The 26,922-nt window shown below is 51.3% G+C and carries 21 protein-coding genes and 1 riboswitch; of the genes, 11 read left to right on the top strand and 10 right to left on the bottom strand.

Features of this window, described 5'->3' with window-relative positions:
- Positions 1-26: 26 nt before the first annotated feature.
- The 3 genes from BJP58_RS22985 to BJP58_RS22975 all read right to left on the bottom strand — a co-directional run bounded on the left by BJP58_RS22985 (position 27) and on the right by BJP58_RS22975 (position 3,185).
- A complete protein-coding gene (locus tag BJP58_RS22985) occupies positions 27-1,415 on the bottom strand; it encodes a sensor histidine kinase (RefSeq protein WP_194540716.1) in 1,389 nt (462 codons plus the stop codon).
- On the bottom strand, positions 1,412-2,086 hold the full coding sequence (locus BJP58_RS22980; protein WP_071222186.1) for a response regulator transcription factor: 675 nt from the start codon (positions 2,084-2,086) through the stop codon (positions 1,412-1,414). The genes BJP58_RS22985 and BJP58_RS22980 overlap by 4 nt, the downstream gene beginning before the upstream one ends.
- A 157-nt stretch (positions 2,087-2,243) precedes the next feature.
- Positions 2,244-3,185: a helix-turn-helix transcriptional regulator gene (locus BJP58_RS22975; protein ID WP_194540715.1), complete on the bottom strand. Its 942-nt coding sequence runs from the start codon at positions 3,183-3,185 to the stop codon at positions 2,244-2,246.
- Positions 3,186-3,299: 114 nt separating this feature from the next.
- On the opposite strand from BJP58_RS22975, the gene BJP58_RS22970 reads away from it, so the two are divergent.
- The gene (locus BJP58_RS22970; protein WP_194540714.1) at positions 3,300-5,552 is read left to right on the top strand and encodes an ATP-binding cassette domain-containing protein; all 2,253 of its coding nucleotides are present in this window, start codon (positions 3,300-3,302) and stop codon (positions 5,550-5,552) included.
- 124 nt (positions 5,553-5,676) lie between these two features.
- On the opposite strand, the gene BJP58_RS22965 is transcribed toward BJP58_RS22970, so the two are convergent.
- A complete protein-coding gene (locus BJP58_RS22965; RefSeq protein WP_194540713.1) occupies positions 5,677-7,374 on the bottom strand; it encodes an alpha-amylase family glycosyl hydrolase in 1,698 nt (565 codons plus the stop codon).
- Positions 7,375-7,980: 606 nt separating this feature from the next.
- Here BJP58_RS22965 and BJP58_RS22960 point away from each other — a divergent pair.
- From BJP58_RS22960 to BJP58_RS22950, 3 genes are all read left to right on the top strand, one after another.
- Positions 7,981-9,015 carry a LacI family DNA-binding transcriptional regulator gene (locus BJP58_RS22960; RefSeq protein ID WP_194540712.1) on the top strand — a complete coding sequence of 345 codons (1,035 nt, stop codon included), beginning with the start codon at positions 7,981-7,983 and terminating at the stop codon, positions 9,013-9,015.
- Positions 9,016-9,135: 120 nt separating this feature from the next.
- Positions 9,136-9,786, top strand: coding sequence for a beta-phosphoglucomutase (gene pgmB / locus BJP58_RS22955; protein ID WP_194540711.1), 651 nt, complete (start codon positions 9,136-9,138; stop codon positions 9,784-9,786).
- A gap of 87 nt (positions 9,787-9,873) precedes the next feature.
- Positions 9,874-12,177, top strand: a complete 2,304-nt coding sequence (locus BJP58_RS22950) for a glycoside hydrolase family 65 protein (RefSeq protein WP_194540710.1) — start codon at positions 9,874-9,876, stop codon at positions 12,175-12,177.
- Between the two features lie 233 nt (positions 12,178-12,410).
- On the opposite strand, the gene BJP58_RS22945 is transcribed toward BJP58_RS22950, so the two are convergent.
- Both BJP58_RS22945 and BJP58_RS22940 read right to left on the bottom strand, forming a co-directional pair.
- Positions 12,411-13,457: an EAL domain-containing protein gene (locus BJP58_RS22945; protein ID WP_194540709.1), complete on the bottom strand. Its 1,047-nt coding sequence runs from the start codon at positions 13,455-13,457 to the stop codon at positions 12,411-12,413.
- Between the two features lie 208 nt (positions 13,458-13,665).
- Positions 13,666-15,201 (bottom strand): GGDEF domain-containing protein, encoded by a 1,536-nt coding sequence (locus tag BJP58_RS22940; protein WP_194540708.1) that lies wholly within the window; start codon positions 15,199-15,201, stop codon positions 13,666-13,668.
- Between the two features lie 232 nt (positions 15,202-15,433).
- Between BJP58_RS22940 and BJP58_RS22935 the strand changes: the two genes are divergently transcribed.
- The 6 genes from BJP58_RS22935 to BJP58_RS22910 all read left to right on the top strand — a co-directional run bounded on the left by BJP58_RS22935 (position 15,434) and on the right by BJP58_RS22910 (position 20,165).
- Positions 15,434-15,817 carry a VOC family protein gene (locus BJP58_RS22935; RefSeq protein WP_194540707.1) on the top strand — a complete coding sequence of 128 codons (384 nt, stop codon included), beginning with the start codon at positions 15,434-15,436 and terminating at the stop codon, positions 15,815-15,817.
- A gap of 171 nt (positions 15,818-15,988) precedes the next feature.
- A riboswitch (TPP riboswitch) is annotated at positions 15,989-16,100 on the top strand.
- 113 nt (positions 16,101-16,213) lie between these two features.
- On the top strand, positions 16,214-17,245 hold the full coding sequence (locus tag BJP58_RS22930; protein WP_194540706.1) for an ABC transporter substrate-binding protein: 1,032 nt from the start codon (positions 16,214-16,216) through the stop codon (positions 17,243-17,245).
- Between the two features lie 92 nt (positions 17,246-17,337).
- Complete coding sequence (locus BJP58_RS22925; protein ID WP_071222195.1) at positions 17,338-17,631, top strand: MTH1187 family thiamine-binding protein; 294 nt, start codon at positions 17,338-17,340, stop codon at positions 17,629-17,631.
- A complete protein-coding gene (locus BJP58_RS22920) occupies positions 17,628-18,383 on the top strand; it encodes an ABC transporter permease (protein WP_194540705.1) in 756 nt (251 codons plus the stop codon). Before BJP58_RS22925 ends, BJP58_RS22920 begins: the two co-directional genes overlap by 4 nt.
- Positions 18,384-18,436: 53 nt before the next feature.
- A complete protein-coding gene (locus tag BJP58_RS22915; protein WP_194540704.1) occupies positions 18,437-19,270 on the top strand; it encodes an ABC transporter ATP-binding protein in 834 nt (277 codons plus the stop codon).
- Positions 19,271-19,349: 79 nt separating this feature from the next.
- Positions 19,350-20,165 carry a TatD family hydrolase gene (locus tag BJP58_RS22910; protein ID WP_194540703.1) on the top strand — a complete coding sequence of 272 codons (816 nt, stop codon included), beginning with the start codon at positions 19,350-19,352 and terminating at the stop codon, positions 20,163-20,165.
- A 31-nt stretch (positions 20,166-20,196) separates the two neighbouring features.
- On the opposite strand, the gene BJP58_RS22905 is transcribed toward BJP58_RS22910, so the two are convergent.
- The 4 genes from BJP58_RS22905 to BJP58_RS22890 all read right to left on the bottom strand — a co-directional run bounded on the left by BJP58_RS22905 (position 20,197) and on the right by BJP58_RS22890 (position 24,064).
- Positions 20,197-20,376 (bottom strand): aspartyl-phosphate phosphatase Spo0E family protein, encoded by a 180-nt coding sequence (locus tag BJP58_RS22905; RefSeq protein ID WP_113059296.1) that lies wholly within the window; start codon positions 20,374-20,376, stop codon positions 20,197-20,199.
- A 172-nt stretch (positions 20,377-20,548) separates the two neighbouring features.
- Positions 20,549-22,102, bottom strand: coding sequence for an extracellular solute-binding protein (locus BJP58_RS22900; RefSeq protein ID WP_194540702.1), 1,554 nt, complete (start codon positions 22,100-22,102; stop codon positions 20,549-20,551).
- Between the two features lie 66 nt (positions 22,103-22,168).
- Positions 22,169-23,053, bottom strand: coding sequence for a carbohydrate ABC transporter permease (locus BJP58_RS22895; RefSeq protein WP_071222199.1), 885 nt, complete (start codon positions 23,051-23,053; stop codon positions 22,169-22,171).
- A 30-nt stretch (positions 23,054-23,083) separates the two neighbouring features.
- Positions 23,084-24,064 (bottom strand): ABC transporter permease, encoded by a 981-nt coding sequence (locus BJP58_RS22890; RefSeq protein ID WP_194540701.1) that lies wholly within the window; start codon positions 24,062-24,064, stop codon positions 23,084-23,086.
- A 378-nt stretch (positions 24,065-24,442) separates the two neighbouring features.
- Between BJP58_RS22890 and BJP58_RS22885 the strand changes: the two genes are divergently transcribed.
- Positions 24,443-26,761, top strand: coding sequence for a helix-turn-helix domain-containing protein (locus BJP58_RS22885; protein ID WP_194540700.1), 2,319 nt, complete (start codon positions 24,443-24,445; stop codon positions 26,759-26,761).
- The last annotated feature ends 161 nt before the right edge of the window (positions 26,762-26,922 follow it).

Raw genomic sequence — 26,922 nt, 5'->3', positions numbered from 1 at the left:
TTCGCCAGCATGCACTCCCTGATTCCTCACCGCTTCCAGATGCTGATCCTCGTTCCCTCATCCGAGCTTACCACATGGCATCCAAGCCCCATTTCCCTTGTCAGGTGATCCACGATGGCCAGGCCGATGCCTGTGCCCTTGTTGCCGGAGTCGCTTTCGATTCCAGGTCCGTGATCCGAAATGACAAGCACGCCCTCAAGCCCTTCTCTCTCCTCGGTGTGTATTCCGATGTACTGCCCGGATTTGGCGTGGCGGACGACATTTTGAAACAGATTATCAAGAAGTCGTCGGAACCACAGCACGTCCACGTTCCAACTGAGCGGCTCGTCGCGCACCTGGATATCGGGTTCGATTCCCTCCTTCTCCCACACGGGATACCAGGCCGCCGCGCTTTCCTTGACGATTCGCAGAACGTCGGTTGGCCCCATGCTCAGCTGCACTCTGCCGCTGGTGAGCAGGTTGTAGGACAACAGGTTGTCGATCAGACCGCCTAAATCCGCGATTTTCGATTCAATGAGTGACAGCGATTCTTTCCCCTTCGGGCTCAGCGGCTCCCGTTCCATGGAGAAAATATGGCTTCGAATCACCGTCAGGGGGGTTCTCAGATCATGAGACAGATTGGCGATCAGGGATTTGCGCAGCTCTTCTTCCTCGCGCTGGCGGTGCTGCCCCTCTTCCAACTGGATGACCATATCGTTATAGCCCTCTTCCAGCTGCCCAATCTCGTCATACTTGGTTAACGTAACCGGCTGCGGTATGCCCGTTACCGTATGGGACGACTTCATAGCCGTACGAAGCCGCAGCAGCCGCTTGCGAATACGCACGAAGAACAGCCAGGAGATCAGAATGAACAGGCCGGACATCGAAGCTGTGAACACCCCGTACAATGCTGTTTCGCTCGCAATGGGCTGCTGGACATTCAAGTATTTTCTCGGCAGCTGCATGACCATGAATCCTTCTCCCGATCCCTCTCCCCCGATAAAAGCCACGGAAGTGAACGGATCGCTATCCCTAGAGTTTTTCATAAATTGCACGGTATAGAGCGCGCTCCATACCTCGGGCAGGTTAGGCTGCACCGGCAGCTGCAGCCTGGTCTCATTGCCGCCATCCACCCAGAACATGGAGATCTCCGGATACTCCTGCCGTATCGAATTCAGCTTCTGCTCAATGGCCTCCGGCGAAGCTCCGCTTAATCCGGCTGCTTCCTCGTGCCACATTCTCTCTAACGCGGCACCGCTGGTATATTTCCCTGCAGGGGTCGGCGGACGGTTCGAGAAGGTATCGTTCACGAACCAGTAAAAAATCGACGCTAACGGAAACATGATCGGCATGAAGATCATGGCCATCAAAATCAACAGCAAATACCGGTTGGTCAGCGAATTGCGGAACCTTCCCTGCTTCTTTCTCCATCTCATGCTCTCACCCGATAACCAAGCCCGCGAACCGTCTCAATAATCTCCGGGTTGGCGGGATCCCGCTCCAGCTTCTCGCGCAGATACCGGATGTGGACCATCAGCGTCTTGTCCCCTTCGATATATGACTCTCCCCAGACCGACTCATATATTTGCTCCTTGGTCATGACACGCCCCTGATGCTGGAGCAGGTACATAAAAATTTGATGCTGTTTACCGGTCAGCAGCGTCTCCTCGCCGGTATCCTCGTTCACGATCCGATTCTCGGCTTCGTATACCGATAAGTGCTTCACTCTCATGGGCTCCGCGGATTTGACGACGGATCGACGCAGAAGCACCTCGAGACGGGCAGCCAGCTCGTCCGGGTGGAAGGGCTTCGTCAAGTAATCATCGGCGAACTCAAGCCCCTGCAGCTTATCGTCAATGGAGGTTCGAGCCGACAGCATCAGGATGGGCAATCCGGGATAAGCCTTTTTGAGACGCTGCCCGACTGTAAAGCCGTCAAGTCCCGGAAGCATAACATCCAGAACAACGACCGCACACGAAGCTGCTTCCCCTACGGCCTTCTCTCCGCTGAGCAGCCATCGCACCTCATACCCCTTGTCCTTAAGAAACTCACTGACCCACCCGCCGATCTCCCGGTCATCCTCGATATATAGAATGCATGCGCTCATGAACCATCTTCCTTTCTCGTGCAAATAATCATATCCCCTTAGAAGGAGCTCCTTAGGTCCTTCAAAACAAAAAAGACTCCCGTATCTATGTAGGTATACATTGATCCATCATTTGTCATTGTATCATGGGAGACCCGGCGTGCAGGCATATGATTCGCTAACCCGGCAATCCGTAGTGCAGGCTCAGCTGCCTTGCCTTCTCCCTGAGCATATCAACGATCTCCGGAGGTTCAATGACTTTCGCTTCCGTACCCAGACGCAGGAAGATTTGAGCGACATATTCAAGATCATGGCCATCAATGGTTGTATCCACAATGCCCCGGTGCTCGTCTTGCATGGCTACCTCGTTCTCCAGCCACGGAATGCTCTCGCACTGTCTCGCCCCTTCCCTAGTCAGCTCTGCATACAATCGAACCGGCTCCCGAATGGGGTAATCCTCGAGCCATTCTTGCATGCTAATGTCCGCCTCATAGGTGTTATCGGTCAGGGCTAAGGATTCCATTCGGTCCATGCGGAACAGGCGCACCCCTTCCTTCCCATGCTCCACCGCGGGCATATACCATAAACCATCCTGGGCATAAACGCCGATCGGCAGCACTTCCCGGTCGCTCGTGCCCGATTTGGAACGATAGCTGATCCGTATAGCCCGCTGATGAAGAGCGGCTTCAATGACGTCTTTTAGATAAGGGGACCCTGCGGTTCTGTTTGGACTCCAGAACGTCAGCACCGATTCCAGGCGGCTGATCATTATTTTGGTATCCTCCGGAAATCCGGCCAGCAGCTTGCGGGAGGCAGAGCCGATATTCAGCTCGAACGGCAACGAGGTATAACGCTTCAAAGCTTGAAAAGCAAAAAATATAGCAAACACTTCATCTTCATCGAACAGGATCGGAGGAAGAACGCGGCTCTTCAATGTACGGTATCCCCCGTGCCGCCCTTGCTCCGTATATAAGGGAACGCCCATGTCGCTGATCTCGGTTAGATACCGGTGCGCCGTGCGAACGGAAACGCCGAATTCATCGGCCACTTCCTGAGCGGTAAAGCTCCTTTTGGCATTGACATACATGATGACATCCATGAGCTGTTTCACTTTTGACATAATACCCACCTCACACGTTATAACTAGACAATAATTGTCATGTTTATAAGATATGCTATTGCTGTGTCAAGGTCAAAACGATACAAGAAAGGAGCCCTCATGATGTGCAACCCTATGGAACAGGCCATCAAGGTTAATGGTGCCCGCAACAAAAACCTGCGTAACGTGAGCCTCTCGATCCCCAAAAAACAAATCACGGTGTTCACCGGTGTGTCCGGTTCCGGCAAATCCGCCATGGTCTTCGATACGATTGCCGCGGAATCCCAGCGTCAGCTAAATGAGACGTATTCCAGCTTTATTCGCCATCGCCTCCCCCATTACGGACAGCCGGAGGTGGATTCGGTTGAAAACCTGTCGGTGGCCATCGTCGTCAATCAGAAAAGAATCGGCGGCAATGCCCGTTCAACCGTGGGAACCATTACCGATATCCATTCCTTGCTGCGCTTGTTATTCTCACGAATAGGCCGGCCCTTTGTCGGATATTCGGACGTCTTTTCCTTTAACAACCCTCAAGGCATGTGCCCCCATTGCGAGGGACTCGGCAAAGTGAACAGCTTTCGGATCGAGAACTTGATCGACAAGGAGAAATCGCTGAACGAAGGCCCCATCCGGTTCCCGACATTCCGCCCGGGGGAGTTCCGCTGGAAGCGTTATGTCGCTACAGGCCTGTTTGATAATGATAAGAAATTGAAGGATTACACCGAGGAAGAATGGGACACGCTGCTGTACAAAACCGGTTTTAAACCGCCGAGCCCAACGGAGGAATGGCCGCCCACCTCGTATTATGAAGGCATTATACCCCGGTTGGAGCGGACGTTCCTGAGCAAGGATTCACGGGATGCGAGGACGTACAGGGAAGCTATTGATCAAGTGGTGGCTGAGACCGCCTGCCCGTTATGCCATGGCGGGAGACTGAATCAGGAGGTGCTCTCCTGCAAAATCAACGGCACATCCATCGCCGACTGTGCACGGATGCAGGTCAATGAGCTGATCGCTTTTTTGCAGACGATCGAGGATCCGGCGGCAGCAACTGTCGTGGATACCTGCATCACTCGGCTGGAGCAGCTACTTCTGGTCGGGATCGGTTACCTGACGATGGACCGGGAAACCGCAACACTGTCCGGAGGCGAGTCCCAGCGCATCAAAATGGTGCGCCAGCTGGGGAGCAGCTTGACGGATTTAACGTATATTTTTGACGAGCCCAGCATTGGCCTGCATCCGCACGATGTGCATAACATGAACCGCCTGCTGCAACAGCTTCGGGATAAGGGGAACACGGTCATCATCGTGGAGCATGATCCGGACGTCATCCGGATTGCGGATCATATTGTAGATATGGGGCCGCGAGCAGGCACCGCTGGCGGTACGATCGTGTACGAGGGGGACCCGGAAGGGTTACGGCACGCCAACACCCTGACAGGTAAATATCTCAGTCAACGCACCCGCTTAAAGTCCGCGGTCCGGGAGCCGGCTGGATGGCTGCGCATCAAAGACGCCTCACTTCACAATCTGAAGCAGGTATCCGTGAGCATTCCCGCCGGGGTGCTGACCGTGGTAACAGGCGTTGCCGGGTCAGGCAAAAGCACACTCATTAACCAGGTGCTGCCGAACGTTTATCCGGAGGCCGTCATTATCAATCAGGACATGATCCAGGCATCCAACCGCTCCAATATCGCGACGTTTACCGGCATTTTTGATGCTATCCGCAAGCTGTTCGCCAACGAGAATCGGGTAAGTCCTTCCCTGTTCAGCTTTAACGCAAAGGGGGCTTGTCCGGTATGTAACGGCTCCGGCACGATTACGATGGATCTGGCTTTTATGGACAGCCTGGTTACGGTTTGCGAAGCCTGCCAGGGCCGCCGCTTTCATGATGACGTTCTGGGCTATCAACTTCGCGGTAGAAACATCAGTGACGTGCTCGCCATGACCACCGACGAAGCGCTGGATTATTTCACGGAACAGGGTATCGTGGCCGCGCTTCAGCGCATTGAGCATGTTGGACTGGGTTACTTGACGCTCGGCCAGCCCTTAAGCACGCTGTCGGGAGGGGAACGGCAGCGGGTGAAGCTGGCGGCAGAGCTCGATAAGCAAGGTGAAATTTATGTGCTCGATGAACCTTCAACTGGCCTTCATCTGTCCGACTGTGAGCGGCTTATGTCCATCATCAACCGACTTGTCGCTCAGAACAGCACGGTCATTGTGATTGAGCATAACCTGGATATCATCAGCCAAGCGGATTGGATCATTGACATGGGGCCCGGCGCGGGACATGACGGCGGGAATGTCCTGTTCTCCGGCAAACCGGCCGATCTGCTGAAGAACCCGCATTCCCTAACAGCCAGATATTTACGGCAGTTTCAAGGCTAGACATCTAGGCCTTTTTTGGCTCATGCGAAGGCATCCTAACGGCAAAAAGACCGCGAGTCCCCCTCCTTCCAAGGGGGTACGCGGTCTTTTTGTGTTCCACTGTAGTAGACAAGCTGAGACCGACTTACTCCAATATGACGGTTGTATAAGGCGGCAGTGTTAAACCTTTGCCGTCTAATGCCGCTCTATCATCCGTTGTTTTCGACAAGGATTGGAACGGCGATTCCCCGCTCTTTGCTGCCAAATCAACCGTCTGCTCTTCGCTTGACAGATTGTGGACAACAAGGGCTTTGTTGTCTTGGGAACGGCGGATATAAGCCATCACCTGCCCATTGCCGGAAGCAAAGGATTCAATCGTTCCGCTGTTCAGCGCAGGCATATCATTCCGCCAGCGGATCAGCGTGCGGTAACGGGACAGCAGAGAATCCGGGTCTTCTATCTGCTGTTCCACGCCCTGCACCTGATCGCCGCGATTATGCTTAAGCGGCTCCCAGGTCGTCTGCCCCTTATCGCTGCCCGTATTGGACCAGATCATCGGCTCGCGGATTTGTTCGTCCGGTTTCGCTCCCTTCATCCCGATCTCTTCTCCGTAATAAATAAACGGATTGCCCGGCATGGTCAGCAGAATGCCGGCGGCCATCTTGGCGTGGTTCTCATCGTCCTTCAGCTGGGACATGACACGGTTCATGTCATGATTCGTCAAGAATGCGGCATCCGTAAACTTGCCGCCCGATACTTGGCTGAACAAACCATACATCCGCTCCAGGGTGAAGGCCAGATTGTTATCCTTTTCATTCATCGCGGCACCGATGATGCTCTCGCCCAGGCTAAAGTTGAACCCGGAATCAAACGCGTTATCCAGATACGGCGCAATGACCGCAGCGGAATTATCCCAAATCTCCCCGACAATATAAGCGTCCGGATTCACCTCATTCATGCTGGCGCGGAATTCCTGCCACCATGCTGTATTCTTAGCCGTTGTCGCTTCGCCTTTATCGGACATCAGATCCTCATAAATATGTTTGGCTGCATCGATCCGGAATCCGTCGACACCCAGCTCCAGCCAGAACTTCCCGATATCCTTCATCTCTTCGCGGACCTTGGGATGATCAAAGTTCAGGTCCGGCATCCCGCCCCAGAACGTGCCCATGTAATGGGCCCCGTTGATCTCATGCCATGGCGAGTCGCTGCCTGCCGCGCTGGCTCCTGAAGGAGTCCTCCCTTGATCCTCGGCCCATATGTACCAATCGCGGGTTGCCGAAGCCTTGTCTTTGGCAGCCTGCTGGAACCAGGCATGCTCCGTGCTTGTGTGATTGACTACCAAATCCATAATAATCTTGATTCCGCGCTTATCCGCTTCGGCAAGCAGCTTCTTAAAGTCATCTAGGGTTCCGTAGTCCGGGTGGATGGAACGATAGTCGGTCACATCATAGCCGTGATAGCTCGGCGAAGGATTAATCGGCATCAGCCATATCCCCGTCACGCCAAGATCCTCTGAAGTTTCCGGATTTCCGTCATTCAGATAATCCAGCTTCTCAATGACGCCTTGTAAGTCACCGATCCCATCCCCATCGGAATCATAGAATGAGCGTACAAAGATCTCATAATAGACGTCGGAGGGCTGCTCATCCACCTCCGCTGTCTCCATTGCTTCGGGCGCTTTCGGATCCGGCTGTTTTGTTTCCGGGGCTGCCGGCGGCTTAGCCTCCTCTTGCGACGGAGCCGCTGTGCCGCTGCAGCCTGCCAGCAGACTTCCCGTAAGCGCAAAGACAGCGAGCCATATAGGCAGAGCCCTGCGTTTTCCCCATGTAGAACGTATCACGTTGTTTACCTCCTGTTCGTTGCAGCAGCTGAAATTCATCCAGTTGCTGCACTTATCTATTCAAATGGATCTCTACAGCTATCTTAGAATAGCGCAAACGTTTGTATTCGATTTCATCATTGTTTCCCAGTAAAACGGTTACATTTCGTGGTTCAACTTAACATTCATCTTCTTCCGTAGATGACGGCTCGTTTTTATCCATCCATATCATAACTTACTTCTTTGTTTTGTTAAATCGTTTGCACAATGCCGTTTTAAGTTGTTTTCCGGGCTTTTCTGACTATAACACTGCACTTTCTCCCGTTTTCTAACCCTTGCTTCTTTTTTGATGTATTTGTGAAATATTTGCGCTGGACTGACTTGGATACGTATTTACAAGCCTATCGATTAACGTTAATATAGCAGTGTGAAACCGTTTAACAAACCGGATCAATATGGCTTTAAATCAATAGGTATCATGTATACTCAGGGCCTGACAGACCCACAATTAAATAAAGAAGAACGGTCCGCGATTAGCGGAAGTTACTCTTCTGAAATTAGAGAGAACTCCAGTAGTCGCTTTCTTATTTTCAAAAAAACGCAAACGGTTCCACTGGAGGTCCTATTATGTCTGTAACGATTAAAGATGTCGCAAAACGAGCGGGCGTATCCCCCTCCACCGTCTCAAGGGTCCTTTCCAATCATCCTAGGATCAGCCGCGAAACCTCGCGGAAGGTAAAAGAGATCATGGAGGAAATGGGCTACCATCCCAATATTATGGCCAAGAGCCTGGTTTCCAAAACGACGGAAAGCATATGCGTGATTCTGCCGAAACCTGCGGAAGAATTGTTCCTCAACTTATTCTTCATGGAACTGATCCGCGGGATCGTCACCCAAGCGAACCGCTCCGGATACGACGTCGTTCTCAGTTCGGGCGGCAACGAGAAGGAAGAAGTCGAAGCCGTATCCCGGCTGCTTAACGGTCGCCGCGTCGACGGCGCCATTTTGCTGTACTCTAGGCAGGACGATCAGGTGGTCGATTTTCTCAAGTCCAACAACTACCCGTTCGTGCTTGTCGGCCGGAGCGAGAAATACCCGGATCTGTTATCCGTCGATACCGATAATGTGCAGGCTGCCTATGATGCAACCAAGCATCTGATCTCCCTTGGACATCAACGGATCGGCTTTGTCAGCGGCCCGCCTAACCTGATCGTCTCTCAGGACAGGATGAAAGGCTATGGCAAAGCGCTTGCCGATGCCAATCTGGAGATGAGAAAAGAATGGATTGTCGAAGGCGAGTTCCTTCAGGAGAGCGGCTATCGCGCCATGTCCTTTTTCATGAACCTGCCTGAACGTCCGACGGCGCTTGTTATTGTTGACGATATTGTATCCTTCGGCGTGCTGAGAGGACTGCACGAGCTGGGGTATAAGGTTCCCGAAGATGTGTCCATTATCAGTTTCAATAACATCTCATTGACCGAACTATCGACCCCGCCGCTGAGCAGTGTGGACATCGGTATTTACAACCTGGGTTATACCGCTTCGCAAGCGCTGATCCAGACCATTCGTAACGATGACAACACGATACTGCCGCACCGCTATATCATTCCGCACCGGTTGATGATCCGCGAATCCTCGATGTTTTCGCTGCCGAAATCATAAGGTTTGGATAAACATGGCGGAATACACGAAGTATTATCAAAATAAAGAAGCATCGTGGTGCTTCCTTTATTTTTGCAGCTTGGTTCAAACGTTTGCACTAATTCATTAAGGAGGATGATCATGTCAAACCTAACCGCTTGTTTATTTGATCTTGACGGCGTGCTGGTGGATACCGCCAAGTATCACTACATTGCCTGGAAGCGTCTTGCCGGAGAGCTGGGCTTTGAATTTACGGAGCAGGACAATGAACGCCTGAAGGGTGTAAGCCGCATGGCTTCCCTCGATATTCTGCTTGAGGTTGGCGGAATTACGCTCGATGAAGACGCGAAGCTGGCGCTAGCCGAGAAGAAGAATGCTTGGTATGTCGAGTATATTTCCAACATGGACGAATCCGAGATTTTGCCTGGAGCCCGCGAATTTATCCAAGCGCTGAAGGACCGCGGCATCAAGGTTGCGCTGGGCTCCGCCAGCAAGAACGCGATGCTGATCCTGAACAATACCGGCCTGACTCCTTATTTCGACGCTATCATCGATGGAACGAAGACTGCCCAAGCGAAGCCGGATCCCGAGGTATTTACGATGGGAGCCCGCGAGCTTGGCGCCCGGCCTGACGCCTGCGTCGTATTCGAGGATGCCGAGGCCGGCATCGAAGCCGCCATCCGCGCAGGAATGCGGAGCGTCGGTATCGGGTCGCCTGAAACCTTGGGGCGCGCCAACATCGTTCTTCCCTCCCTGGAAGGTTTCACGGTGGATCGTCTGCTGGAGTTGTAAGCGAATGCGACACGCTTACGGCATCCGGTAGTTTCATCCCATATAGAACTGCAACCATTTTTCCTAAAAACAAAGGAGCCGATGATTGTGAAACAATATTTAAAGCTTGATGAATGGTCAATTATTGAGGAGGGCTTTGATCCTCACACGCATGAGATCTCGGAGAGTATCTTCAGTATTGGTAACGGATTTATGGGCCAGCGCGCCAACTTCGAGGAATCCTACAGCGGTTCTTCCCTGCAAGGCAGTTATATGGCCGGCGTGTATTATCCGGATAAAACCCGTGTAGGCTGGTGGAAGAACGGTTATCCTGAATATTTTGCCAAAGTGCTGAACAGCACCAACTGGATTGGCATCGGCATTGAAATCGACGGCACGCCGCTTGATCTGGCCAAATGCACGGTGAAGGATTTTGTGCGCGAGCTGAATATGAAAGAAGGCTTCCTCTCCCGCAGCTTTACCGCTGTCATGGAAAACGGCAAGGAGCTCAAAGTTGAAGCTGTCCGTTTTGTCAGCATTGTTCGCCACGAGATCGGCGCCATTCGATATGCCGTAACTCCGCTCAATTTTGCTGGAGAACTTACGGTTACGCCTTATCTCGATGGCGATGTGAAGAACAAAGACTCCAACTATGACGAGAAGTTCTGGCTGGAGGTATTCAAAGAAGCGGCGGAAGGCTCGGCCGCATTGACCGTAAAGACCAAGAAACTCGATTTCCATGTGACCTCCGTCATGTCATATAGCATCCTTAAGAACGGCGCGAAGCTGGATCTTCAGGCCGAACTGGTGGAAAAAGAGAAGTATGCGGTGAACCGCGTAAACGTATCCGTATCTGAAGGCGAAGCCATCACCATCTATAAATATGTAGCCAACGTCACATCCCGCAATCATGGATTCGGCGAATTGGTGGATGCTGCACGTGCTGTGCTGGAGCCGGCGGTCGAAACCGGATTTGAGATGCTGCTGAAGGAGCAGGCGGATGCGTGGGGCGACAAATGGAAGGAAAGCGATATCGTCATTGAAGGCGATGTGGCGGCCCAGCAAGCGATCCGCTTCAACATCTTCCAGCTGAACCAAACCTACAGCGGCGAAGACGACCGTCTGAACATCGGGCCGAAGGGCTTCACCGGTGAAAAATACGGCGGCAGCACCTACTGGGATACCGAGGCTTATTGCCTGCCGTTCTACCTGAGCACCGCGGACGCCAGCATTTCGCGCAACCTGCTGATCTATCGTTATAAACACCTGGAAAAAGCGAAGGAAAACGCCAAGAAGCTCGGCTTTACCAAAGGCGCCCTCTATCCTATGGTGACGATGAACGGCGAGGAATGCCATAACGAGTGGGAAATTACGTTTGAAGAAATCCACCGTAACGGCGCGATTGCCTATGCCATCTATAACTATGTAAACTATACCGGCGACTTCTCTTACCTCGGCCAATACGGTCTGGAAGTGCTCGTCGAAATTTCCCGCTTCTGGGAAGAGCGCGTGAATTACGTGCCGGCGAAGGATCAGTATATGATGCTCGGGGTCACCGGTCCGAACGAGTACGAGAACAACGTCAACAACAACTGGTATACTAACCGCATTGCCAGCTGGACGATGGAATACACGCTTGACGTGCTCGAATATTTGAAAGAGAACGAGAATTCCCGCTATGCCGAGCTTGCGGCGAAGCTGGGGCTGCAGGATGTCGAAACGGCCAAATGGCAGGATATCATCAGCAAAATGTACTACCCGGTCGATGAGGAGCTCGGCGTATTCCTGCAGCAGGACGGATTCCTCAACAAGGAGCTTGTCCCTGTGAAGGAATTGGATCCAGCCCACCTGCCACTCAATCAGAACTGGTCCTGGGACCGCATTCTGCGCTCGGTGTACATTAAGCAGGCTGACGTGCTGCAAGGCTTGTTCTTCCTTGGCGACCAGTACGACTTGGCTACGAAAAAACGCAACTTCGACTTCTATGAACCGTTCACGGTGCATGAGTCCTCCCTCTCGCCTTGCGTACACTCCATTCTCGCGTGCGAGCTTGGGTACCAGGAGAAGGCGTACGAGATGTACCTCCGTACAGCTCGCCTGGATCTGGACAACTACAACAACGATACCGAGGACGGCTGTCATACAACCAGTATGGCGGGAACCTGGATGTCCGTTGTGCATGGCTTCGGCGGCTTGCGCGTGAAGGACGGCGTATTGCATTTGAATCCATTCATTCCAGGTCACTGGTCTTCCTTCTCCTTCAAGGTGATGTTCCGCGGTTCCCGCCTGAAGGTCAGCGTCAAAGGCAAGGAAACCATCATCGTCAACGAAACGGATACGCCGGCTGTCCTGAACGTGAATGGCAAGGAGTACAGCATCGACGGATTTGGAGAGGTCCAAGCCGCAAGATAACAGGCATACGTCTAATAAAAACTACCGAGTTATATAAAAATAAGAGCCCTGGAGAACATTCCAGGGCTCTTGTTTTTACAGAAAACGGGCTCCTTCAGGCATCATTGCTCCTTCTTAAAGGGCTCGTTTTCATCCACGCCAAGCATCTATATCATCTGAACTCAGCCAAAGGCTGTGACAATCAGATGCAAAGCTTCGCATCCCGATGGCGGGAGAAATACCGATTATGTATGCTATGAATAAATGAGTTGAGAATGGGGATCACGCGGAGGCCGTTCAGATGGCTTCCCAAACAAATACCCCTGCGAGAGCTCGATCCCGATATCTCGGCAAAAATGAAACTCCTCCCGTCTCTCAATGCCTTCAGCCAGCACCATGGCCCCAAAATCATGAGCCTTGTTCGTGATCATTTTGAGTTGCTCCTGCTGCCCGGGATTACGATCGCAATGGTCGATCAGACTTCGGTCGATCTTTACATAATCCGGCTTAAGCTTAATCATCTGCTCCAATGTGGAATAACCTGCACCAACGTCATCCATGGCTACCGAGATTCCATGACTGCGATACACCTCGAAAATCGATTGCAAATGCTCAACATCATCAATCTTCTCGGTTTCCACAACCTCAAATACGAAGTCCCTCGGATCCAGATGGAGCCTGTCTATGGTATGGAAGGTGTGGCTTAGACACATCTGCGCATCATATATGGAGGATGGCAGGAAGTTCACGAATCGCTTCACGCCGATGGGAAGCCACTCGGCACTGGTCTCAATGGCACTGGTTCGTGCCGCCCGGTCCAGGAATGCATGCAATCCGGTTTTACGGGCTGTCTCAAACAGCTCATACGGCTGGAACCTGGCTCCCCCATCTACCGGACGAAGGAGAAATTCGTAGGCAACGATCTGCTCGGATGAATCCACGATGGGCTGCATATAGCTCGTAAACTGCTTATGTAAAATGATACTTACCATATCGTAATGCTCCATCTGCAGTTCGAACTTCTGCATAGGGGTCCACGAATGCCGGATTTGCGGAGCTTCTCCGTCGGTAACACAGAAGGACAGCTCTTGACGAATCTTCAGCGGAAGGGGCTGCAGACACTTCATCATGGAGATCAGGTCCGCGCGTACCTTGTAGTTTACAGCACAACCCTCATTGTTCTCTTGTACCGCGTAGCCGTTCACTGCCAGCAACTGAATAAGCTCTCCACTTGCAGGCTTCATATGAATGGTCCCCTGATCCTCAATCGGTTCAAAGGTGCTGCAATTGTCGCAAATCATGTTCGTCCTCCTTGGCAAGCTAGCTCTCACTATGCTTCTTATCGGCATTTTGAATATGATTTCTTTGCATTTTATGGATTTTATATCGAATTTATGACCTATTTTAAGAGAAATGCGCAAGATTCGTGCAATGATTACGCCAAATTCTACAAAAATCGACTTATATTGCTTTTAACAACGTATTGTCAATATTATGGTCATACTTGATCTACTCAACCTTTTGATCCAAAAGCTGCAGCAGCATCGTCCGCTCCACATCAAAATGCCAAGGGGCGTTCCGTTCCTTGGCCGCATACATCGCGGCATCGGCGCGACCAATCAGCTCCTGGTCATTTCTGGCATGATCCGGATAAACCGCAATGCCGATACTCGGCGTGGTTCGAACTTCATGCCCTTCCAATTCGTACGGCTCGCTAAGCATCGTCCAAATCTCCTCCGCCATCCAGATCAGCTCCTGATCCTCACCAGCCGGATGGATCATAACGGTGAATTCGTCTCCTCCTAAACGGGAAACCAAAACTCCCTTGGATTCAAGAGATTGAAGCCGGTCTGCAACCTTTCGTATCAACAAATCGCCGGCACGGTGGCCGTATCGGTCATTGACTCGTTTGAAACGGTTCATATCCATATACAGCAAGCCTACACGGGAAGCTGCGAGGTCCGCCTCCTTCAGCGAACTCGCCAGCCTTGCATTAAAATAACGGCGATTATACAGCCCCGTAAGATCATCACGATGTGCCAGGGCTTCACTCTGCATCAGACTCTCATGCAGTCGGTCAAACAAGCGATCGTTCTCGAACTGGATTAAAATCTGCCTGAACAGAATCAGGATCACGCACAGGGATAGGCCGGTAAACAGTCCAGTCCACCCTCCAAACCGCTGCGCCATAAGGGCAAACATCCCGCCAAGCACGCTGTAGGGAAGCAGGTACCTTACGATCAGGTTTCCGACTGAACGCGGCTCCCGCTCGCCAACGGATGGTTTACGGGAATTAGGAGCGGACTGCCCACCTGCGAAACTAATGAATAATACCGATATCGTATAGAGTGGATACAGATAGGAACGAACCTCGATACCCATCAGATCAACGAGATAGATGTACAGGACATCTCCGGCAATATATGCGCTTCCGCCTAGACATAACAGAATGGCCGCCCTTTTCCCTAACAGTCCGGTATTAAAATACAACACCAGCGTAAAAAAAATAAGTACCATTGCGCACAGGGGATACAGCATGTCCACCCAAAGGTTTCCCCATACTGCCTCATGGGCCAGACCCTGAAGCTCAGGCTTGATGAAATATTCCCACCCTACTGTCATGACGGCTATGCCAACAATCACGATATCCAGCATAAACCGGAGCCCCCGAAACGAACCTTGAACATGCCGGAATAAATAAATGAGAGAACTTGCGAACAGAATGAGTTCAAGTCCCCAGAATAAGTGGGTTAGGATCGGCGAGAAAGCGCTCTCTTTTTCAAACCAAACATAACAAGCGTGAATGATTCGTGCCGCTGCATCCCCCATTAATCCGAGACTCACAATAAGCCAAAACCTGCGAAGATGAACCTCATAACGCCGACTAATCCGCATTAAATAAACGGAGGCGGCTGCAGGAGGAATAATGACTAGAACACGCTGAAGCGATAAAGCCACAGGCATCCACAGAGCAATCATGATCTGAATGAATGCATATATCATGGCGAGTCGAATCCACAGATGATCTGCTGGAGTTGGACTCATAAGCATTCCTCCTCGGCCAAAGGGTAAGCTGGATCACTTTCATATGTTAGGTCTTTTGAATTAATCTTTCTATTTCTCACGATACTTTTTACCCACCCAAAAGTAAAGATGAGGAAATGAAAGAAAAATCATCTGTATCAGCCCTGCATGAACACAACTCCCACTTGACGTATAGGGATTATGTGATAATATTTCAGTCATATCTCATATGGATCGGAAAGGGTGTTGAACCATGTCACAGAAACGATTAGATCATGTTGGTATTGTTGTCCGGGACCTAGAAGCTACAATCGCCTTCTATACATCCGTAGTCGGACTAGAACTAAAGGATCGCCTGACCCATACGAATGGCGTCATCCAGCTGGCGTTCCTCGGATTTAACGGCAGCAACGAGACGGAAGTCGAGCTTATTCAGGGATACAGCGACACGCTGCCAGCGGAGGGCACCGTTCATCATTTTGCAGTCAGCACGGATAACATTGAAGAGGAATATGCCCGGGTTCAAGGACTTGACGTTCCTCACTTGGACGAGGAGATCGTGACGCTCCCGAATGGTTTCCGTTATTTCTTCGTGCATGGTCCCGAAGGGGAATGGATTGAGTTCTTCCAGCGCTAACCTCAATATAGAAGCCTTATTCAAATCCTTTATTCCGTGAAAGGTTCATAGGATTAATTAATCCTTCCCATGGCAAGTGTTCTGAGCAAAGACCTGCCTCGTTCGCGCTCCTTCGAACTAGACAGGTCTGGTGTGTTAGGACTATAATAGCGGATGTAATGATCAAAACTTCATAAATACCGGGGGAGCTGGGATATAGCCGGCTGAGAGTGTATCCGATATGATACTGACCCTTACACCTGATCTGGGTAATGCCAGCGTAGGAAGCCCATGTTTGCGGCAGCTATTTATTTGCCGTGGTATACACTTACGCCGTCATGCGTCCTGATATCATCAGGGCGTTTTTTTGTGGAGTTGCGAGGTAATAGAAAGAGAACTTAAAGGAGAGAAGAAACGATGAAGAAGGGAAGATGGATTCCGCTGCTTCTCGCTTGCGTCCTGCTGATGGTCGCGTCCGGATGCGGCACAAGCGGACAGAACAAAAAGACAGGTGCCGAAGGCGAAGGCAGTCAGACTTCCGGGAAACTCCGTGACGTGCAGCTGATGCTCGATTGGTCCGCCAATACGAATCACACCGGCCTGTATGCAGCGAAGGAGCTTGGGTATTATGAGGAAGAAGGGCTTAATGTCCAGATCGTCCAGCCGGGAGCAGGCGGAACGGATACGCTGGTCGCATCCGGAAACGTGCCGTTTGGCATCAGTTATCAGGAAGGCGTAACGCTGGCCAGAACCCAAGGCTTGCCGCTCGTTTCCATTGCAGCGATCATTCAGCATAATACGTCCGGCTTTGCCGCCCCCAAGGACAAAGGCATCGTGAAGGCAGGCGATTTTGAAGGAAAATCCTATGGCGGCTGGGGCTCGCCTGTGGAGGAGGCCGTCATGAAATCCATCATGGAGATCGATGGCGCCGATGTCAGCAAGGTGAATATGGTCAATATGGGCGATGCCGATTATTTTACGGCCGTCAAACGCGACATTGATTTTGCCTGGATCTTCTATGCTTGGACGGGGATTGAAGCCGAGCTTCGCAATGAACCGCTTGACATGATTTATGTGAAGGACTACTCCGAGCAGCTTGATTATTACACACCAGTGATCGTGACGAACGAGAAGCTGATCCAGGAAGACCCCGAGCTTATCAAAGCGTTCATGCGGGCGACTTCAAAAGGATATGACTATGCGATTCAACATCCTGAAGATGCGGCAGCTCTGCTTACGAAGGCGGTTCCTGACCTCGATGCCGAACTGGTTCTCGCCAGCCAGAAATGGCTGAGCCCCCGTTATCAGGATGATGCATCCCGCTGGGGCGAACAGAAAGCCGAAGTATGGTCGGGATATGCAGACTGGATGTTTGAGCGTAAGCTGCTGGAGAAGGAACTTGACGCGGACCGCGCATTCACCAATGATTTTTTACCGGAGCAGCCATAAGGTTATTTTTATTTAATAAGAAGAAAGTCGGCCTTTGCAAAAGGCTGCCTTTCTTCCAATACATTATAGCTTGCACGAAAGGATGAGTTTACATGGCGAATACACTTTTGAGCATTCAAGTGATACCGAGAACGCCAAACGGGGCCGACAGCATCCCTTATGTAGATGAAGCGATTAAGGTCATTCAGGAATCAGGCGTGAAATACGAGGTTCATGCACTCGAAACGACCATGGAAGGAGAGCTCGCCGAGCTGCTCAAGATCGTGGAGCGCATGCATGAAGCGCTGGTGAATGCGGGAAGTCCCAGCATCATATCCCAAGTCAAAATCGCCCATCATCCCAGCGGCATCAGCATGGATAAGCTGACTGAGAAATACCGTCCATGAGAAGCTGGTGGAGTTCGGTTTGGCCGCCCGTTGTGGCGGTCCTCTTCTTTTTGGTGGTATGGCAGGCCGCAGTATCTATATTCGACATTGAACCTTTTATTCTGCCTGCGCCGACGGCCATCGGGCATGAGGCCGTTACCGGAGCTTCCGGTCTCTTCCAGCATACAGCGGCCACCCTGCAATTAACCTTGGTCGGATTTATGATCGGTACGGCGATTGGCCTAGTCATCTCGCTGGCACTGCACATGGTGCCTTTTCTCAAAACCGCTCTTTATCCACTTCTTATTCTTAGCCAGAATGTGCCGACAATCGCCCTAGCCCCGCTTCTCATGATTTGGTTCGGCTTCGGCATGCTGCCCAAGGTTATCGTGATTACGCTGGTCTGCTTCTTCCCCGTCGCTGTTGCGGCCTTGGACGGACTGGCCCGTACTGACCGAACCATGATGAATTACATGCAGATGGCGGGGGCTACCTCTTGGCAAATTTTCAGAAAGCTGGAGCTGCCGCATGCCCTTCCCTCCATCTTCTCCGGGATTCGAATTGCGGCCACCTATTCGGTCATGGGTGCGGTTATCGGGGAATGGATCGGCTCGGACCGGGGAATCGGTTACTACATGATGCTGCAAAAATCCGGCTACCGCACGGATCGGGTGTTTGTTGCCATCCTGGTCATCGTCCTGCTCAGCCTGCTGATGGTGCTGCTGATCACTCTGCTGGAGAAGCGGCTCATCCGCTGGAATCGAAAAGGTTGAGTCCCCGTGAATAGACGTAACGAATCTTATATGATAGGAGGCCATTTGTCGATATGACACATCAAGTACCCCTGACGGTCCAGGACGGGGCTGACCCGTCGGCTGCGTCGGTCTCAACCGCACCTGCCCTCGAGGTTCGCAGCCTTCGAAAAACCTTCCGCGACCGGCGCAGCGAAGTGCATGTGCTGGATGGCCTTTCGCTTCAAGTACAACCCGGGGAATTCGTCTCCTTAATCGGTCCCTCAGGCAGCGGAAAGAGCACCCTCTTCCATATCATTGGGGGGTTAACAGCTCCGGATGCAGGCTCTGTCCTCATGGACGGTCAGGACGTGACCGGGGAAAAAGGCCGCATCGCCTATATGCCTCAACAGCCGGCCCTATTCCCTTGGCGTACGGTGGAGGACAATGTGCTCCTTCCCGAGGAGCTGAGAGGCACCTCGAAAGCCGCTGCCAGGGAACATGCCCGCAGCTGGATGGAACGCGCCGGACTCAGCGGCTTCGAAAAGGCCTATCCGCACACCCTCTCTGGCGGAATGCAGCAGCGGGCGGCTTTTCTTCGCGCACTGATGAGTCCGCAGGAAGTTATGTGCCTGGACGAACCGTTCAGTGCATTGGATGCGTTAACGCGCAGCGATATGCAGCGCTGGCTGCTCGATATCTGGGAGGATACGCGCCGTTCGGTGCTGATGATTACCCATCATATCGAGGAGGCGCTGCTCCTCTCGGACAGTATCTATATCCTATCAGCACGGCCCGGAACCATCTTGAAACGGGTAGAAGTCCCTTTCTCCCGCCCGCGCCGGGAAAACATCCTGATGGATCCGTCCTTCATCGCATTAAAAACCGAAATTTCCGCCATCATGCGGGAAGAACAGCACAAGCGCTGACCGATGAAGGCCAGCGTAATACATACATCCATGATGGGCAAAGCGCTTCGTGGAAGCTTGCAAGCGAGGAGATGTAACCATGAAATCATTCATGCAGAATGAAGCGAATTCCCCCCTGATCGACACTCATATTCATCTGGACAGTTATTCGTTATCCGATCAACAAGCAATTCTCGCGGACATCCGCCATCATGAGGTTCAATCCGTCATCTCTGTCTCCATGCATCTGACTTCCTGCAAGCGAAACCTGGAGCTGGCCAGGCAGTACGGACTGATGGTGCGGCCGGCTTTCGGTTATCATCCGGAGCAGCCCCTCCCTTCCTCTGACGAAACCGAAGGGCTGCTGGATTGGATGGCAGAGCATGCCGATGAGATGGTTGCCGTAGGAGAGGTGGGTCTCCCCTATTACGCCAGGCTGGAGGCTGAATCGGAAGGCCGTCCCTGGGATAACCGCCCTTACGCCTATCTGTTGGAGCAATTTATAGCTTTTGCTAAGAAGCATCATAAACCGGTCATTCTGCACGCTGTATATGAAGATGCGGATATCGCATGTGATCTGCTCGAAAAATACGGCGTCACTCGTGCCCATTTTCATTGGTTTAAGGGCTCCCGTGACACCTTGCAGCGAATGGCGGGCAACGGATACTATATTTCCTTTACGCCCGACATCCTCTATGAGGAAGAAATTCGTGCTATGGCATGTAGGTATCCGGATCACCTCGTCATGACCGAAACCGATGGACCTTGGCCGTTCGAAGGTCCGTTCACCGGACAGATGACCCATCCTCGGATGACGGCTTCTGTGGCTTCGGCATGGGCTGAGCTTAAGGGGCTGTCCATACTTGAGGCCCGCAGGATTTTATATGAGAATGCCGCGAGACTTTACGGTCTATAAAAAGAATCTTCATGCAGTTCAAGTCGGTTGCTTAGGCAATCGGCTTGTTCTCTTTAAGAAGAAATCGGTTATATTGATTAATCAACTCATCAAGCACAATCGATTGTCTGAGGACTTTAGGATGATTAAAATCACGATACCGCTGCTTCATCTTATGAAGTTTATGCCGTTCTTGCTCGATATTAAACTTTATGCCTTCCTTCGTTTCCATGACTTTATATCCTCCCCTCATGTAATATTTTATGCTTTAATGTAAAATTATAGGATGTTTAATATTAGACATCAGAAATATGACATGGAGGGGCTTCTTTCTGTTATTCACGCCAAAAAACCACAATGCCAACCGCAGCATTGTGGTTTTTTGGTTCCATTATTTAACGTACTTATTTAACATACTTCTCCTGATATGCCTTTGACATCTCGTCCGTAATTTCCTTCATCTTCGGGTCACTCTTGATTGTTTCGATCAGTTTATCGTACGATTCAACCGGTTCTTTGCCCGTGATGACCATGACCCGCATATCCTCCACTTTCTTGGAAAGCTCGGGATAGTATTTGTTGTAGGCTTCCGAATACAGCTCTCCCGAAGGATTCGGAACCTTGACCGTCTTGCGCTCCGTGACGATCTCTACGTTCCGCTCATATACTTCATCCGGCATCCCTACCGCGCTGATAGCCATATCGTCGCTGACGAGGTGAATCATATTGTTCAAGTTGCCGTCACCCGTCTTATCCACGGCGGCCTGCGGCGTTGCAACCTTCTTCCCGTTCTCCACATTGTAATGGACCCCTTCAATTCCGTAGGTCAACATTTCATTGCCTTCCTGACTATAACCATAGTCGAAAAACTCGAGGATTTTCTTCACTTTCGCCTCCGGCACTTTCTTCGGAATCAGGTATACTCCATAATACGGCGATCCTGAAGGCGTATACTTCACCCCGTTTGCATTCTCCAAATAAGCAAGCGGCATCAGATCCGCCTTGGGATCAACGCCCTTCACGGCTTCGCCGGTCACCCAGGCATGGTTCATGGACATGCCCCCTACCCCTGCCTTGGCGCTTCGCATCGTATCCATTACCTGCGAGAACTTCATGATAGCGAAGTCTTTGGGGAACAAGCCCTCATCATATGCTTTTTTGATCCACAGCATGGCCTCCCTAGACTCGTCCGACGTCATAATCGGAGTCAGGGTATTATCGGGTTGAAGCTTCCAGGACCCTTGCGTTTCATTAAATATATTATAAATATAGGCGAGTGCGCTCGGATTAGCGGCATACGGGATCTCATCCGCCTGTCCATTACCATTCGGATCCTGTTCCTTAAAAGCCTTTAACACGTTATGGAACTCATCCAGCGTTTTGGGCGTTTCCAGCTGAAGGGCATCCAGCCAGTCCTTGCGGATCATCGGGAACACTCCGCCGCCATAGCTAGGATAATAACGAGGAATGACGATGTTCTTGCCATCCACCTTGGTGATTTCCCACATTTCCTTCAATTCTTCGCGGTTCAAATTCGGATAGTCTTTAAGAAACGGTGTCAGATCCCAGAAAACCCCCTGCTTCAGCATTTTCTGCAGCTGCGGGTTCTGCAACGTCTCCACGAAAGTAACCTCTGGAAGATCGCCGGATGCAAGCATGACATTGATCTTCTCTTCGGCCGTGGACGGCGACAGCCACGTAATATTCAGCTTGGTATTGGTGCGTTTCTCGAGCTCTTTCCATAGTGCATTGGTGTTGTCTATGAATTCGGTGGCATAATTCAGGGTCTGTATCGTAATACTTGTAGGTTCACTGCTGTCTGTTCCGCCTCCGTTGTCGCTCGGTGCACTTCCGTTACGGCTGCCGCATGCGCTAAGCAAGAGCGAGCTTGCCAAGAGCAGCACCCCCGACATTTTTAAAAACGACTTGCCCGGCTTGGTTTCCATTCTTTTCATCATTAGACCTCCCTTATAATGATACCTCTCTCCTGACTGATCATGATGTCAGATAAACCGTATATCGATTCATTCCTTGACAGAGCCTACCATCGCTCCTTTGGCGAAGTGCTTCTGCAGGAATGGATACACTAACATGATCGGCACGGTTGCAATAACGACCGCCGCCATCTTCAACGTTTCCGTTGGAACGGGACGATTCACTTGGAAGGCGAATCCGCCGCCGCTTCCGGATCCCATCGTCGTTGGATCCACAAGCATATTTTGCAGCAATACTTGCAGCGGCCACATCTTCTGGTCGTTAATAAACATCAATGCGTTGAAATACGTATTCCAATAACCGACCGCAAAGAACAATCCGAAAGCGACCAGCGCCGGCAGCGACAGAGGCAAAATAATTCTCCAGAATACGCCGATATCATTCGAACCGTCAATCATCGCGGCTTCCTCCAGACTTTCCGGAATGCTGTCGAAGAATCCCTTCATGAGCAGCACATACCATGCGCTGGTCAAGCTGGGCAGGATAAGCGACCAGATGCTGTCAATGAGTCCCACATTACGAACCACCAAATACAGCGGCACCAATCCCGGCGTGAAGAGAAAGGTGATTAGGATCATAATCATGATTGCCTTGCGAAACCGCAGACGTTTGCGGGACACCGCATAAGCCAAGCCCCCGGTAACGAGCAGACTGAGCAGCGTGCCGACCGTAGCCAGGAACACACTCACGGAAATCGAGGTGACAAACAGTCCGTTGGAGAGTAAATGCTTATAAGCATCCAGCGTCCAAACCCGCGGCCATAATATCAGGCTTCGTTGATAATACTCCACCGGATCGGTAAACGACAAAATAACGGTATAATAAATCGGAAATATCGTTGCCAAACCGATGATCAGCAGCAGTCCGTTATTCACAAGACCGAACAGCCTGGTTTTCCATCCTTTCTCATGCATGCTTTACTCCTCCTTGTCTTCACCCATCCTTTAGTACAAGCTTTCTTGACCGTAACGCCTCGCCAGCCGGTTGGCCGTAACCACCAGAATGACGCCGACAATCGATTTGAACAATCCGATAGCCGTACTGTAACTGAACTCTCCCTGCCGAATCCCCACCCGGTATACATAGGTATCGAACACTTCAGCTACATTGGTAACAGGTGCATTCATCATCAGATATATCTGTTCGAATCCCGTATCCAGAATCGTTCCCAGACGGAGGATCAACAGAATCAAGATCACGTTGCGCATCGCGGGCAGGGTAATATGCCACATCCGTCTCATACGGCCCGCGCCGTCCATGACGGCTGCTTCATATAACTGCGGGTCCACACCGGCGATGGCCGCGAGAAAGATGATGGTTCCCCACCCGACTTCCTTCCAGATGGATTGTCCCGTCAGCATCCCCCAGAAGTAGTTGGGGTTGGAGAGAATATCGATCGTCTCCCAATCCATCGAGATGAGCCACTTATTAAACAAGCCCTCCGATTGCGAGAACATGAGGTACGTAAGGCCATAGATCAATACCCAGGATAAAAAATGGGGGATATACACCAGAGACTGAATGGTCCTCTTATAGAAGGAATTTCGCACTTCATTCAGCATCAAAGCTAAAATGATCGGTGCCGGGAAAAAGAAAATCAAGCTCAGAAAGCTGATCGCCAGCGTATTGCGCAGCAGCATCCAGAAATCATCGTTGGAGAAGAACCGGGTGAAATGCTCGAATCCTACCCAGGGGCTTCCAAGCACTCCAAAGTATGGTGAATACTCCTGGAAGGCAATCACGAGATTCGTAATCGGAATATATTTGAAAATGATAAAAAAGATCAGACCCGGCAAGGCCAGCACGTACAAATACTTGTCGCGCACAACATCCGACCATATCCTCCCCCACTTCGTTTTGGATTTCACGGGAATGGGGGGGCCCCCGCTTCCTTTTGCCGACTGAACGGTTTCTTGTGCTTTCATCGATACTCCCTCACTTTCAGCCTTGTCATCTCGTTCAACATACCGTTCACGGAATGTAGTCCTAATGTAAACGGTTGCAGGATTCCCTGCAATTCCACTTTTTTTCCGTCGGCTCCAATCCCCCTCCCATTCGATGCACGGCACAGGGAAAGCTTGGTCTCTACGGCATTGTGGAACCTTTCGTTTCCTTGTATTGCACTTTTTTTCCACGGCAAACGAACGTCCGATCCGGTTAATCGGTCACGTTGACTCGAACTCGATTAGGAAGATATGATCTTTTCAACTCATCCACTCATTCGCTATGATAGTATGTAATCATTTTACCGGCTCGCTTCGATCAAGCCTTTGATTTGTCTATGCCAACAGGGGGTTAAAGTAATGAGGCAACAGAATCCTGAATCCGTTTTCAAAGGTATTATGTATTGGAGAAGCATCGCGCTTGCCGTTTTGTTAACATGCCTCCCCATCTCGGCCATAACGGCCGTTTACCTTTATGTGGGCAACCAGCACATGATTAACCAATATCAGCAGCGGAACGAAGAAGCCTTGGTTGACGCTGCGCGACAAGTAGACGAGCAATTCACCCAATTGGTCCACTACGCCCTCAATATGGTGGTGAAGCCCCATTTCAAGCCTTCGTTGTCTGATATGGACTTTGTATCGAATATCGAGGAGACGAACGAGCTGTTCAATACACTGAACCTGGTGGAGAATGCCGATCCGCTGGTGGATCAGGTCTATCTCTATATCAAAAAGCAAAATAAAATCATGGAGCCTGATCTCGGCCTGCGGACGCTGGATCAGGAACAGGATGCGTTAAACTTCAACAGGCTCATGGAAGGAGATACGGACATGTTCTGGGTCCACGACCTGGAGCGGCCTTTTAACAAGGATAAATCCTCTCACGCGCTCGTCATGCGACTTCCCTTCAACGGTCATACGCCCTACGGCGCGATCGTCATCTATATTGATCCGTCGAAACTGCACGTCATTCGCAATAGCGAGAATCTCTCGTTCCTGCTGGACGACCATGGTCACGTCATCGGAGAGTCGGGGATGAGCCGCAGCATGCCGAAGGCGATGAGCGCGATTCAGGAACAGCTGAAGCTACCGGAGAATGCCCGGAGTGCGAATCATCTGCGATTGAAGGTTCCGGTCGACCAGGATGTATTACTGGTGAATACCGTTCAATTCGAAAAAATGCAGCAAAGTTGGACCTATGTTTCCGGCACGCCGCAATCGAAAATCATTGCTCCAACGAAGCCCTATACTCATATCATCCTGATTTGCTTTGCTTTTGCGCTTGCGGCATCACTGGCTGTAAGCTGGTTTGCCTCTAAGAGCATGTATCGTCCTATCAGCAAGATGCTGAATATGATTGGCGGCGATCAGGCCAAACCGAGCGCGCGATACAATGAGCTTGATTACATTGAACACGAGTGGAAGCAGTACCGGTTCTCGCATGATACGCTTCAGAGCCAATGGAAGCGGTCCCTGCCCGCGATCAGGGAGGCTTATATCAATCAATTCTTGAGCGGACAAGCCGCCCACCTGACGGAGTCCGAATATGTGCTCAAGCTGCAAGAGATGGATCTTGACATTACCCATAAACAGTTCTCGGCCATCGTGCTTCAGCAGCATACCCACGGGGAGGATCGGACACCTCTGACAGAAAACGATCAGCATCTTCTCACGTATGCCGCTCTGAACGTGATCCAGGAGCTGGCAGAGGACATAAGCGCATATATGCATCCCATCAATTTCTTCGACGGCTCCTTCGGCGTCATCTTGATCGCTCCGGCCTCCCATCAAGCCGATGAACAATCGCGTTTGATGAAGGAGCTGTGCGATCAGATCATGCGGGCGTTGCGCGATACGCTCCGCATGTCGGCAACCATCGTATTGGGCGGGCCAAGCTCAACCTGGACCGATGTTCCCCATATTCTCGAACAGGCCAAGCGGGCGCTGCATTACCGGTCCTTCGACGCAGGCAGTCAGCTGCTGGAAGCGGAAACCGTGCTTTCCCAGAAAAACGACTGGATCGACTTCCCGCTGGAATTGGAGCAGGATTTCATTCATACCTTGAATCTTGGGCTTCAGGGGGATGCGCTGCGTTCCCTAAGCCGCTTCGTAACGGCGCTTCAGGCCGGGGGAGGCTCGGAGTGGCATGTCCACCATGGCCTCATGCGGTTAATCACAAGCGTTCACCGGTCTATGCTGCAGGCTGGCTTAAATCCATATCAGGTGTACAATTTCTCCAATCTGCAGGAACAGTTGTCCCTGCTTCGGGATCCGAAGGCCTGCGTGACCTGGTTTCAGAAAGAAATTATCGAACCCTACCTCGATCAGTTAACAAAGAACTTCAACAGCTCCATGAAATCGCTGGTCGAAAACGTGCTGGAGCAAATCGAGCAAAACGGGATGCAGGATTTGTCCCTGGATGCCATGGCCATGGAAGCCGGCGTCAGTGTATCCCAGCTGAGCAAAGCGTTCAAGCAGATGACGGGCACGAATTATATAGACTATCTGACAACCGTGCGCATGAACCGCTGCAAAGAATTGCTGCTGACCACCGATCTTCGCATTCACGAGATTGCGGAGGCCGCCGGATATCAGCCTCCCTACTTCAATCGTATGTTCAAGAAGCTTGAAGGGATTACGCCCGGACAATACCGTCAGCAGGGCATCGGCAAATAAATCAGCATGTCATCCTGATCAGTAATCTCCATATAAAAGAAGACCGCTGAAAAAAGGGCTGTCCCCAGGTCCGTATTTCACGACCTTTTGGGACAGCCCCTTTTTTATGAGCTATGACTTACGTTCAAGCGTCGTACATGGCGGCACGATTAGCGCCGACG

The organism is Paenibacillus sp. JZ16 (genome assembly GCF_015326965.1).
Taxonomy (GTDB): domain Bacteria; phylum Bacillota; class Bacilli; order Paenibacillales; family Paenibacillaceae; genus Paenibacillus_AQ.
This window is presented reverse-complemented; position numbering and strand designations above follow the sequence as displayed.

Bases quoted from the DNA above. Each gene is read 5' to 3' on its own strand.
- BJP58_RS22985 (WP_194540716.1), bottom strand. From the start codon at position 1,415: ATGAGATGGAGAAAGAAGCAGGGAAGGTTCCGCAATTCGCTGACCAAC.
- BJP58_RS22980 (WP_071222186.1), bottom strand. From the start codon at position 2,086: ATGAGCGCATGCATTCTATATATCGAGGATGACCGGGAGATCGGCGGG.
- BJP58_RS22975 (WP_194540715.1), bottom strand. From the start codon at position 3,185: ATGTCAAAAGTGAAACAGCTCATGGATGTCATCATGTATGTCAATGCC.
- BJP58_RS22970 (WP_194540714.1), top strand. From the start codon at position 3,300: ATGGAACAGGCCATCAAGGTTAATGGTGCCCGCAACAAAAACCTGCGT.
- BJP58_RS22960 (WP_194540712.1), top strand. From the start codon at position 7,981: ATGTCTGTAACGATTAAAGATGTCGCAAAACGAGCGGGCGTATCCCCC.
- pgmB (WP_194540711.1), top strand. From the start codon at position 9,136: ATGTCAAACCTAACCGCTTGTTTATTTGATCTTGACGGCGTGCTGGTG.
- BJP58_RS22945 (WP_194540709.1), bottom strand. From the start codon at position 13,457: ATGATTTGCGACAATTGCAGCACCTTTGAACCGATTGAGGATCAGGGG.
- BJP58_RS22940 (WP_194540708.1), bottom strand. From the start codon at position 15,201: ATGAGTCCAACTCCAGCAGATCATCTGTGGATTCGACTCGCCATGATA.
- BJP58_RS22935 (WP_194540707.1), top strand. From the start codon at position 15,434: ATGTCACAGAAACGATTAGATCATGTTGGTATTGTTGTCCGGGACCTA.
- BJP58_RS22930 (WP_194540706.1), top strand. From the start codon at position 16,214: ATGAAGAAGGGAAGATGGATTCCGCTGCTTCTCGCTTGCGTCCTGCTG.
- BJP58_RS22925 (WP_071222195.1), top strand. From the start codon at position 17,338: ATGGCGAATACACTTTTGAGCATTCAAGTGATACCGAGAACGCCAAAC.
- BJP58_RS22920 (WP_194540705.1), top strand. From the start codon at position 17,628: ATGAGAAGCTGGTGGAGTTCGGTTTGGCCGCCCGTTGTGGCGGTCCTC.
- BJP58_RS22915 (WP_194540704.1), top strand. From the start codon at position 18,437: ATGACACATCAAGTACCCCTGACGGTCCAGGACGGGGCTGACCCGTCG.
- BJP58_RS22910 (WP_194540703.1), top strand. From the start codon at position 19,350: ATGAAATCATTCATGCAGAATGAAGCGAATTCCCCCCTGATCGACACT.
- BJP58_RS22905 (WP_113059296.1), bottom strand. From the start codon at position 20,376: ATGGAAACGAAGGAAGGCATAAAGTTTAATATCGAGCAAGAACGGCAT.
- BJP58_RS22900 (WP_194540702.1), bottom strand. From the start codon at position 22,102: ATGATGAAAAGAATGGAAACCAAGCCGGGCAAGTCGTTTTTAAAAATG.
- BJP58_RS22895 (WP_071222199.1), bottom strand. From the start codon at position 23,053: ATGCATGAGAAAGGATGGAAAACCAGGCTGTTCGGTCTTGTGAATAAC.
- BJP58_RS22890 (WP_194540701.1), bottom strand. From the start codon at position 24,064: ATGAAAGCACAAGAAACCGTTCAGTCGGCAAAAGGAAGCGGGGGCCCC.
- BJP58_RS22885 (WP_194540700.1), top strand. From the start codon at position 24,443: ATGAGGCAACAGAATCCTGAATCCGTTTTCAAAGGTATTATGTATTGG.